The organism is Nocardiopsis synnemataformans, assembly GCF_965343085.1.
In the GTDB taxonomy this organism is placed as follows: domain Bacteria; phylum Actinomycetota; class Actinomycetes; order Streptosporangiales; family Streptosporangiaceae; genus Nocardiopsis; species Nocardiopsis alborubida.
Map to the genome: position 1 here is coordinate 44688 of NZ_CBDRFA010000005.1, position 9888 is coordinate 54575.

Annotated in this window: 10 protein-coding genes, 1 pseudogene and 1 CRISPR repeat array; of the genes and pseudogenes, 3 read left to right on the plus strand and 8 right to left on the minus strand. The window is 67.4% G+C overall.

Going from position 1 to position 9888, the window contains the following annotated elements; genetic code table 11:
• Nucleotides 1-11 precede the first annotated feature (11 nt).
• From folK to ACSIH6_RS03835, 4 genes are all read right to left on the minus strand, one after another.
• On the minus strand, nucleotides 12-527 hold the full coding sequence (folK, locus tag ACSIH6_RS03820) for a 2-amino-4-hydroxy-6-hydroxymethyldihydropteridine diphosphokinase (RefSeq protein ID WP_435106625.1): 516 nt from the start codon (nucleotides 525-527) through the stop codon (nucleotides 12-14).
• Nucleotides 524-1135 (minus strand): GTP cyclohydrolase I FolE, encoded by a 612-nt coding sequence (gene folE, locus ACSIH6_RS03825; protein ID WP_435106627.1) that lies wholly within the window; start codon nucleotides 1133-1135, stop codon nucleotides 524-526. Before folE ends, folK begins: the two co-directional genes overlap by 4 nt.
• Entirely contained in the window at nucleotides 1132-1542 is a 411-nt protein-coding gene (locus tag ACSIH6_RS03830; RefSeq protein ID WP_435106629.1) for a dihydroneopterin aldolase, read from the minus strand. Before ACSIH6_RS03830 ends, folE begins: the two co-directional genes overlap by 4 nt.
• 254 nt (nucleotides 1543-1796) lie before the next feature.
• Nucleotides 1797-2510 (minus strand): HAD family hydrolase, encoded by a 714-nt coding sequence (locus ACSIH6_RS03835; protein ID WP_435106631.1) that lies wholly within the window; start codon nucleotides 2508-2510, stop codon nucleotides 1797-1799.
• Between the two features lie 92 nt (nucleotides 2511-2602).
• Here ACSIH6_RS03835 and ACSIH6_RS03840 point away from each other — a divergent pair.
• Nucleotides 2603-2734: pseudogene (locus ACSIH6_RS03840) on the plus strand (helix-turn-helix domain-containing protein); the annotation flags it as partial.
• 6 nt (nucleotides 2735-2740) lie between these two features.
• On the opposite strand, the gene ACSIH6_RS03845 reads toward ACSIH6_RS03840, so the two are convergent.
• Complete coding sequence (locus ACSIH6_RS03845) at nucleotides 2741-2938, minus strand: hypothetical protein (protein ID WP_435106861.1); 198 nt, start codon at nucleotides 2936-2938, stop codon at nucleotides 2741-2743.
• 381 nt (nucleotides 2939-3319) lie between these two features.
• On the opposite strand from ACSIH6_RS03845, the gene ACSIH6_RS03850 reads away from it, so the two are divergent.
• Complete coding sequence (locus ACSIH6_RS03850; protein ID WP_435106863.1) at nucleotides 3320-3799, plus strand: hypothetical protein; 480 nt, start codon at nucleotides 3320-3322, stop codon at nucleotides 3797-3799.
• A 150-nt stretch (nucleotides 3800-3949) separates the two neighbouring features.
• The gene (gene fxlM / locus ACSIH6_RS03855; RefSeq protein WP_435106633.1) at nucleotides 3950-5548 is read left to right on the plus strand and encodes a methyltransferase, FxLD system; all 1599 of its coding nucleotides are present in this window, start codon (nucleotides 3950-3952) and stop codon (nucleotides 5546-5548) included.
• Nucleotides 5549-6085: 537 nt separating this feature from the next.
• Here the strand turns inward: fxlM and ACSIH6_RS03860 are convergent.
• The 3 genes from ACSIH6_RS03860 to cmr1 form a co-directional block, all read right to left on the minus strand.
• Nucleotides 6086-6421 (minus strand): hypothetical protein, encoded by a 336-nt coding sequence (locus ACSIH6_RS03860; protein ID WP_435106635.1) that lies wholly within the window; start codon nucleotides 6419-6421, stop codon nucleotides 6086-6088.
• Nucleotides 6378-6878, minus strand: a complete 501-nt coding sequence (locus ACSIH6_RS03865; protein WP_435106637.1) for an NUDIX hydrolase — start codon at nucleotides 6876-6878, stop codon at nucleotides 6378-6380. The genes ACSIH6_RS03860 and ACSIH6_RS03865 overlap by 44 nt, the downstream gene beginning before the upstream one ends.
• 85 nt (nucleotides 6879-6963) lie before the next feature.
• Nucleotides 6964-7967: direct repeats of the CRISPR family, unit length 29 nt; unit sequence CGGTCCATCCCCGCGTGCGCGGGGCTCAC.
• Between the two features lie 688 nt (nucleotides 7968-8655).
• A complete protein-coding gene (cmr1, locus tag ACSIH6_RS03870) occupies nucleotides 8656-9885 on the minus strand; it encodes a type III-B CRISPR module RAMP protein Cmr1 (RefSeq protein WP_435106639.1) in 1230 nt (409 codons plus the stop codon).
• Between the last annotated feature and the right edge of the window lie 3 nt (nucleotides 9886-9888).

A 9888-nucleotide genomic window follows, 5' to 3' on the forward strand; every position in this document is an offset into this window, starting at 1 on the left:
CCCCCAGGCCATCACGTCATCACCCCGTCCGCGAGCGAGTCGACCCGCTCCAGGTGAGATGCGTCCAGGCGCGCGGCCAGGTCGGCATAGGACACCTCCAGGCGCGGGTGAATGTGCTCACCCGTCAGTTCGGCCAGCGGTACCGCGGCGTGCGCGAACCGTTCGATGTCGGGATGCGGCACGGTGAAGGAACCGACCCGTCCGTGGAGATGACCGGCGGTCAGGATGTCCAGGTCCAGGGTGCGCGAGGCCCACGGTCCTGCTTCCCGCTGGCGCCCCTGTTCGGCCTCGGTCTCCTCCAACAGCGCCTTGAGTTCGAACAGTGTCCCCTCCCACCGCAGGCGGACGGCGAGGTTGAGAAAGTCCGGAGCTCCCAGTGGGAGGCCGATCGCCGGGGAGCGGTAGACGGCGGAGGTGTCCACCACCAGCGCGCGCTGGTGCAGGGTGTCCAGGGCCGCGGCGACGTGGCGGGCGGGGTCGAGGTTGGAGCCCACCCCGACCACGAGCGGATCCAGGGCAGCGGTCACCGCGCGGCACCTCCCAGCGCGAAGAACTCGGCCCGGGTGCGCTCGTCGTTCAGGATCTCGCCGCGCAGGGACGAGGTGACGGTCGTGGTCCCCGGGACCTGGACTCCGCGCAGCGTCATGCAGGTGTGCTCGGCGCGCAGCACCACACCTACCCCCTTGGGGGAGAGGTGCTCGTCCAACCACACGGCGATCTGCTTGGTCAGACGCTCCTGCACCTGGGGGCGGCGCGAGAACAACTCCACCACCCGGGCGAGCTTCGACAACCCAACGATCCTGTCCCCCGGCAGATAGCCGACCGTGGCCGTACCGGTGAAGGGCAGGGCGTGGTGCTCGCACAGGCTCACGAAAGAGATGTCGCGCTGAAGGAGCAGCTCGTCGTAGTCCTCGTCGTTGGGGAACGTGGTCAGGTCGAACTCGCGGGGGGTGAGCAGTTCGCGGTAGGCGTTGACCATCCGCTCCGGAGTGCGTTTGGTCGACTCGGCGGACACGTCCAGCCCAAACGCGGTAAGCAACGCGGCTGCGGCACTGGTCGCTCGCGTCACGTCAACGGCGGATCCGCCTCCTTCACCGCACGATGGTCCGCCGCTCCTGACGGTTTCGGCGCTCATACGGTCACCGCCTCGGGCCGCGAGGCCTGCCCGGTGAACGGGGAGTGGAAATCCTGCGGGGCTCGCTCGATCACCACACCCACACTGTCGGCGAACCGCAGGGCACCGGGTTTGTGGACGCGCACCCTCACGTGGGGTGCGCCGTGGTCGATGACGACGATGCGGGCGATCTCGGTGGCCAGCGCTTCGACGGTGTTCCAGGCGTGTTCGGCCTGTACCGCACGGATGATCGCCTTGGTGGGGGTGCGGTAGTTCCACGCGTCCTCCAGGCGATCACTGCGCGCGGCCTGGCGCGTGTTCGTCCGGATGCGCAGATCGATCACCACGTCGCTGCGGTCACGGCGTTCCTCGTCGCTACAGCCGATGACACAGCGCAGTCGCAGACCGTCAATTTCGATCTCGTCCATGGCTCTCCGTCAAGTTTCTGGGGGTTGGCAGAGCGGGACCCGACACCCGGTGCGTAGAAAGGACATCCGGTGTAGGGGACGAGCAACATTACGGAGATTCCGTTGTGTTCCTTCCAGCCACCAGCAGGGCCTAGCGCAGAGCTAGGAAACCGAGCAACCAGGCAAAACAAAGGCTGCTTGTGTGAAATCCTTAGCGGTGTAATGATGTTCGGTCTGCTTGGCTTCAGAGGGCGCCGAAGGAAGATGACGCTGCTTCACGAGAACCAAAGAAACGCAGAGAGGATGTCGAATATGTCTGTTTCATCCAGGGATTCGATCGTGTAGTCGGCTCCCGCGCTCTGAAGTTCCTGAACAGGACTCGCCCCCGAGGCAACCCCGATGACACGCACACCTGCGAGGTGTCCGGCCTCAACGTCCCGAGGAGTGTCCCCGATGAGAATGATGTCGGAAGCCGGAAAGGCCTCTCCGAGCTTGGCCTCGGACCGCTGGCGTGCGAAACCGACAAGAGCGGACCGGTTCACGTCGTCGTCTCCGTAAGCACCGATGTCGAGGTCGAGCCAACGGTCGAGCCCGAACACGGCAAGCTTGACCTCGGCCGCACCTCTGGTGTTCCCCGTGAGCACACTCTGGATGATGTTCGGCTGATGACCCAGCGCTTCCAGTGTTCGTTCCACCCCGGGCAGAATGCGTCCCCGCATCCGCAGCTCCTCCGCGTGCTGGCGGTAGGCAGCGACCTGCGCCCGCGCGAAGCGCTCGAAGAGGCCTTCGTCCGGGCACCGTATGCCGTTGAGGTGGAGGGTCTCCTCCAGGAGGACTGGTTCGGTATGGCCCAAGGCTGTGGCCATACCAGCGGACATGGGCTGACCGGTTGCGATTTCGAACGCTTCGGCGAAAACCTTGCTGCCGACACCCCTCGTTTCGAGCAAGGTGTGGTCGACGTCCCAGAGTACGAACAGGTGATTGGACATCATGTCTCCGAATGGGGAAGAAGGGGTCGACAGCCGGGGAGGCCGTTCTACTATGGGCTCCTCATCCACGCTCCACCGTGAAGGGCTTACCGATGTCTCTGGGGAAGACGTTCGCACGGCGGTTGCGATGGCACCGTTCGCGCCAGGGCAAGTCCCAAGCGGTCATAGCGGGGCTTGCTGGGCTAAACCCCGAATACGTCGGCCAGATAGAACGTGGGAACCGTACTCCGTCACTCGACACGGTCGAAGCCCTGGCCACAGCTCTTTCGGTCCCGGTGGCGCAGCTCCTCACCGGAACCGAGGAACCCACTGACGTGCCGGCAGAGGACCAACTCGCTTCGGACCTGCATCATGCCCTCCACGCGAGTTCCACAGATAGGGGTCAACAGGGGCTTCGGCTTTCTGATCTGCGTGAACGTGTCGATCACGCATGGAATGTATGGCAGGGGGCACCGGATCGCTACAGTCGCATCTTTCCTCTCATCGCGCCTTTGATCAGGGAAGTTACCCAGTATTGCTCTCAATCCACAGATTCGGACGACCAGCGTCTGGCCGCTGATGCCTACGGGCTCCTGCGGACCGTGGCACGCAGGACCAACCGTAAGGAGCTCGCACTCCTGGCAGCTGACCGGGGAATCCGCGCGGCCGAGCGATCGTGCGATCCCGTTCGGCTGGCGACAGCTCGCTGGAACAGCAGTCACGCCCTCCTCGCCCTTGGAGAGCACGGCGCCGCGCAGGAGGTCGCGCTCGACGCCATTTCCCAGGTGTCCTCGACCCAGAACCGTGGTGCCGGAGCGATCAGAGGTGCCTTGTGGCTGACAGCAGCGGTAGCCCAGGCCCGCTCAGGGGACAAGTTCACGGCGTTGGAATGGATCAACGACCAGGCGGCGCCCCTGGCCGAGAAGACCGGTGAGACCAACGTGGGGAGGACCTGTTTCGGTCCCTCCAACGTGGCCCTGCACGCGGTCAGTATCGAACTGGAGGACGGTCAGGCCGCGTCGGCTCTGACCCTGGCGGACCGGATCGACACCTCTCCCCTCGCCTCCCGTGAACGCCACACCACGTGGTCCCTGGACCTGGCGCGTGGCCACATCCTCCGCTTCGACCCCGGGGCGGCGATGCTGTACCTGTTGCAGGCGGAGACGACCGGCGCGGAGGACCTGCGTTACAACAGCGACGCGCACGACACGCTACGGCGAGTTCTACGCCAGGCCCGGCCTTCCATCCGTACCCAAGCTGTCGGGTTGACCAGGCGCCTGGGTATCGAGGAAGTCATCCTCGCTGGTTGAGGGCCTTCCTAACTCCTGGTTTGTCCTCGCCGTGAGCACGCCGAGTCTCAGGCGGCCCGGTACGAAACATCCTCCTGCCATGGCCCATCTCCACGTGTGTGGAGCTCACCTGGTGACGCCTGGGCCAAGCTCGGTTCCCTGCGCCCACCCGTGACCCCACCCACCGGGCCCGCGCTTAAGGAGGCGGTCTCGGCCCTGCGTCGTCTGATGAACGCCGACGCCGCTGCGCGGCCCAACGCCGAACCCGGCTGGGCCGAACGCGTGGACGCCTTCATCGACGCCGGACACCAGCTCAGGGGCTTGGCCGACCGCGGGCAGCTCACACGCGGTCTGCGCGGGGTCCTGGCCCACCACATGGTCTTCGCCTTCAACCGCGCCGGGGTTCCCGCCGACGAGCAGGCCGCGACCGCCTGGCTGGGTCATCACATCGCCTTCGCCGACCTACAGGAGGCCGACGTGTCCACCCGAACATCGGCCTCACCGAGCTCTACCTTGAACCGAATGGAGAACACCCTGACTTCCGCGACTTCCGCCACCGACCCCGCCGAGCTGCGCCGAGCACTCGTGACCCGCCTGGCCGACACCGGCCGCCTACGCTCCCCGGAGGTCATCGCCGCCTTCCAGGCCACCGAACGCCACCGGTTCCTGCCCGGCGTCGACCCTGAAACCGCCTACGTCGAGGACGCCGTGCCCATCAAGCACGACGAGACGGACACGATGATCTCCTGCATCTCCGCGCCCTCGATCGTGGCCACCCAGCTGGAGCAACTGGGCGCCGAACCCGGCCACAGGGTCTTGGAAGCCGGAGCAGCCACCGGCTACAACGCGGCGCTCTTGGGCCGTCTGGTGGGCCCCCAGGGTCACGTGTGGACCATGGACATCGACCAAGACCTCGTCGACAACGCCCATGCGAACCTCGCCGCTGCCGGAGCTTCGAACGTGAGCGTGGTGCTGGCCGACGGCGCGGCTGGGCTGCCCGAGCACGCACCCTTCGACCGCATCCAGTTCACCGTCGGCGCCGGTGACGTCCCGGTGAAGCTCCTGGAACAGCTCGCTCCCGACGGACGCCTGGTCCTGCCGATGCGGATCCGCGGCAGCATCTCCCGCAGCTTCGCCTTCGAACGCGACGGCGACACCTGGAAGACCACCTCGTGCGAGATGGCCACGTTCGTGCCCCTGCGCAAGGGCGTGTGTGACGACATCTACACCCGCGTGACCATGACCGGTGAAGGAAACGTGCACCTGGAGACCTTCAGCGAGCAGGACGTGGACCACGAGGCGCTGCGCACCGTGCTGGACCAGGAGCAGACCAAGGTCTACACCGGAGTGAAACTGCGCGGGGATGGAAACTGGGAGTGGCTGTACCTGTACCTGGCCTGCGTGCTGCCCAACGGGCTGTCCCGCATGCCCGGCTCCCGTCCCGGCTTCGCCCCGCACTTCGGCTGGGGCGCGATGGCAGCCCTGGACGGTGGCAGCCTGGCCTACTTCACCATCCGCGAAGGCGAGGACGACCAGGGCCGGTTCTGGGAGATCGGCGTCATCGGCCATGGTCCGTGCGCCGCCGAACTCACCGAGCAGGTCGTCACCGAGGTCGGTGCCTGGGACTCCGGTTGGGGCAACAGCGCGCCCGCCCCCACCTTCCGCATGGCAGTCGGTGCGGCCCGCACCAAATTGATGGCTACCGACCCGCGGCTGGTCATCGACAAGCCCCACAGCCGCCTGGTCATCGACTGGCCGCGCCGGAGCTAGGACGATGATCCCCTGATCGCCAGTCGTATCCCGCTGGTGCGCCGCCCCAAAGCCCCTGCGCTACCACTGAACGAGCGCATCAACCACCTCACAGGGCTGGCCGTCGAGCCCGCTGGCGCGAGCCACCACGACCTGGTGACCCGCGCCAGCGGGGTCCTCAACTACGCCGCCCTGGTCGCCTCCGACCTTGGAATGCCCGGCCTGGCCGCGGACCTGTGCTGGAGACAGCACCACGTCTTCGCCGGCGCCGAGTACCTCACTGGCGACACCGCCGTCATGGCGCTCATGCCCCTGGTCAACATCTCCCAGTTGCTCACGCGAAGGCGCCTACGACGTACTCCACAGGCTCTACCGGGCCGCCCGACAACGCGGCACAGCCCATATCCGCGGACATGCCGTCGTCTGAGGCACCCGTCCTCTCGCGCAGGCGGCGCTATCTAAGCCGTGGAACCACTCTTCATCGGCCCGACCCAGGTGGACACCCTGGTGGAAAGTCGATCTGCCAGAGCCAAGGGCTCTTGTGTGCACCTCGGGGTTTCAGCAGTCGAACCGGACAGCAGGGCGGGACTGGCGGAGGGCGGACTGGGTCCACTGCACCAGCACCGCACAGGTCTGGATAAGTTCGGCGCGCAACTCCTCATCGGTGGCGGCGGCACGGGCCTCACACAGCTCCTCATAAGCCAGGTCCCACCAGGTCAGATCGGCCCCGGCCTGGTCAACCCGGGCCTTGGCCCGTGTGGCTTGGGCGCTGTGCTCTAGCCCGGCCCCCGCGGGCAGGTTCTGGATGCCGTACAGGCTCTGTTGGCGTCGCCGTTCCTGGGCGATCTCCTCAAGGAGACGGTCCAGGGATCCGGATGCCCCGGCATCGCCCAACACCGCCTCTTGTGCTGCGGACTGCTGCCGGGTGGGGAAAGGTGGGGGTCTGGTGGTGGGAGAAGGGCTCGCCGAGCAGGAAGTGGGCGATGACCTGGGCGCAGTAGCCGACCGTGTCCCGAGGGAGCTGGTGGGCGGGGAACCAGGCGAGTTCGGCGTGCTTGTGGGGTTCGCGGTTGGCGACGGCGCCGTCCCAGCTTCTGCACACGAAGAAGAAGTGCACCCAGCCGTCGTCCTCGTGACTGTGGAGCACGTGCGCGAACTCCAGGTCCGCGGGGCAGATCCGAACGCCGAGCTCCTCCTCGCACTCACGCACCGCCGCGGTGACGACGTCCTCCCCCGCCTCGACCTTCCCAGCCACGCTGGCGTGCCACATCCCCGGGGCGTAGACGTTGCCGGAGGAGCGGCGCACCATCAGCACCTTGCCACCTTCGAGGAGAAGCACGTGCGCGCTCAACGACGGCGTGGTCGGACCGCCATGGTTCTCGAACGTTTGTTTGATTATGGGCCAATCCTGTCGCGGCCGTGGCAGCGCCGGGTTCGGGACCATCCCCGCGTGCGCGGGGCTCACACCACCCGGTAAGGCTTGTGGTTCATGAGGTCCGGTCCATCCCCGCGTGCGCGGGGCTCACCGACGGCGGCCCCGCCGGGGACGTCACCGCGGAGGTCCATCCCCACGTGCGTGGGACTCACGGGTCCGGGCCGCTACGACGGCCCCCGGCTCACGGCCCATCCCCACGTGCGTGGGGCTCACACACCCATCACCGCTGAGCAGTCACTGTTCACCGGTCCATCCCCACGTGCGTGGGGCTCACCAACCATAGGGGGCCGCGCAGGAGCCGGACCTCGGTCCATCCCCACGTGCGTGGGGCTCACAAGTACTGGGCGCGCCTGCTGCCCCCGGTCGGCGGTCCATCCCCGCGTGCGCGGGGCTCACTCGTAGTTGGGCTGGGAGAGCACGCGCCCGGCCGGTCCATCCCCGCGTGCGCGGGGCTCACCCGGTCGGCTCTGGGTGCTCGACGGTGGCGACCGGTCCATCCCCGCGTGCGCGGGGCTCACCGTCGATGAGTCGACGCAGGATGTGCGAGTCCCGGTCCATCCCCGCGTGCGCGGGGCTCACTCGTGACCCCGGCGCCGTTCCATCTCGCGGAGCGGTCCATCCCCGCGTGCGCGGGGCTCACGCGACCGCCTCACGGGCCTCGGCGAGGATGTCCGGTCCATCCCCGCGTGCGCGGGGCTCACCGGCCGGATGCGCAGGCCCCTAGGTGGGAGAGCGGTCCATCCCCGCGTGCGCGGGGCTCACCCGCGGCCGTGCTCGGCGTCTGCGGCACAGGCCGGTCCATCCCCGCGTGCGCGGGGCTCACTGGCGGCGCTGGAAACGCGGATGGAAGAGGGCGGTCCATCCCCGCGTGCGCGGGGCTCACAAGTCCGAAATGGCTACGCTGTTCCTGAAGCACGGTCCATCCCCGCGTGCGCGGGGCTCACATCGCGTGGCCGGTCACGGTCGATGCCGGAATCGGTCCATCCCCGCGTGCGCGGGGCTCACGCTTAACGACCTGCGACAACGCGGGGCGTTATCTCCACGAGACCTACTAGCCAGACCAGAAATGACCAACCTCGACCATCCCGCGAAAAACCCCGCCCCAACGCTAACTTCACCTCACACCATTGGCCGAGCAGGTCCTGCCCAGCGGTCAGGCGCACCGGCACCCGCTCCCCCGGTTCGAACCGCCGCAGCACAGCGCTGCTGTCACAGCAGGCGGGACGACAGGGGCAACCGGAGGAGGGCAACCGGAAACGGTGTAGCCCCTGCTGCGCCCCCGGAGAGCGCACCTGCCGCGACTACGGGAATACGTTCACCCGTCTCAAACGCAGTCGCCCGCCGGTCCTGTGCCCGCAATGCCGAGGGTGAGGGCCCGGTAATCGCTTCAGATCCAGATGACGGACTGTTCCGCTGGATGAGATGAGCAAGAAAAGGGATAGCTGACAGGCTTTCCCTCTTCTCGTGCCCCTCGAGCTTCGACGTCCTTCGGAACCCTTCCCCGTTTTCATGGCCCCCGACCTGCGGCGCTACACCACCTCTGCACGCAACCACCCCTCCGAGCTCTTCAAGGCACGTGCCGTGCATCACATTAGTCCTACGAAAGGCTTCTAACTGCAACAACGCCTTGCACACAAACCAGGCTTTCGGGCCCCGCGTACCGACTCCTGTACACGCCCACCGCCAGTTCCGCTCACTCCTGATCAGAACCAGGTCCGACGGGTATACGTGTCAGCTTGAGCCACGCGCCCACCCGGTCACGCACGTCGGTGTCCTCCACCGTCACGGTCCTGCTCCCGTCGGGCTTGATGGCACGACCCTCCGCCCGCACCCGCACTCCGCCGCCTTTGGGCAGGAACGGGTTGAGGAAGGCGAAGGAGAACAGCCGGACCTCCTCCCCTTCGCCTCCGACGAACCGCAGCCACAGCGGCGAGGCCCGGCGTGCGTGTTCCCCGTCCTGGAAGACGTTCACGACGGCGTCGCTCTGGTAGTTCACCGGCAGCCCGAGCGCTCCCAGAGGGAAGCGTGTGTCCCGGCCATGGACGACCGTGTGGTGTTCGGGGGTCTTGATCTTCGGCTCGTAGTTCTTCTTGGTGTGCGGGTGGTCCCTGCTGGCGCGGAACCGCCGGTACAGCTCACCGCTCTCAGTCGCCACCTCCTGCCACGTGTCACCGTGCGGCCCGCCCAGGACCGCGGTGGTGTTGTCCTGTCCCAGCGCCGGGTAGACGGGCGCCCGGCCATGGGCGTCATCCGCTGGGACAGGCATGACCTTCCACAGCAGGTCGGCACATTCCCTGATCGGTCCGGTCAGGGGCAGGTGGTCCAACTCCTGGTAGTGGGCCAGCCGAGGGGTGTTGGGGCTGTGCTCTCGCCACGGGCCGGGCAGATCGTCGCCGTCCTCGTGGGTGAGCCGGACGCCGCCGAAACCCTTGCGGGTGCGCGCACCGAACCCCCCATAGGTGCAGGCCAGCCACAGGGAGGCCAGGAACAGCGCATCCACTTCCTCGTTCCCGCTGAAGCCGATCCGCAGGACGAAGGAGTGGCCCGGCCGTGTGTAAGGGCGGGTGAGCAGCACCCTCTTGGTCGAGCTGTCGTACCGGGTGAGTCCCTGCCCGAGTAGGTAGCCCACCCACTTGCCGTGGTCGCCGCTGATGAGCGTGCTAGGCCCGGGTTTGACCAGCATGTTCCCGGTGGGCTGCCCGGACAGGCGTATCCGCACCGGGCTGGCCCGGCGGGTGCTGCCGAACACCGCCTGCTCGGCCCGGGCCAGTGCCGTGACGTCGTTGCCCGCGCGGGTGGCGGCCAGGGCCCGGAACCAGTGGTGCATCGTGCCGCGTAGGGAGGAGGCGTGCAGCCCGGTTGTGGGGTCGTCACCGTTGAACAGCGGCGTAGTCACCATCAGGCGGAAGGTCGTCCATGCCACGGG

Bases quoted from the DNA above. Each gene is read 5' to 3' on its own strand.
- ACSIH6_RS03835 (WP_435106631.1), bottom strand. From the start codon at position 2,510: ATGTCCAATCACCTGTTCGTACTCTGGGACGTCGACCACACCTTGCTC.
- folE (WP_435106627.1), bottom strand. From the start codon at position 1,135: ATGAGCGCCGAAACCGTCAGGAGCGGCGGACCATCGTGCGGTGAAGGA.
- ACSIH6_RS03830 (WP_435106629.1), bottom strand. From the start codon at position 1,542: ATGGACGAGATCGAAATTGACGGTCTGCGACTGCGCTGTGTCATCGGC.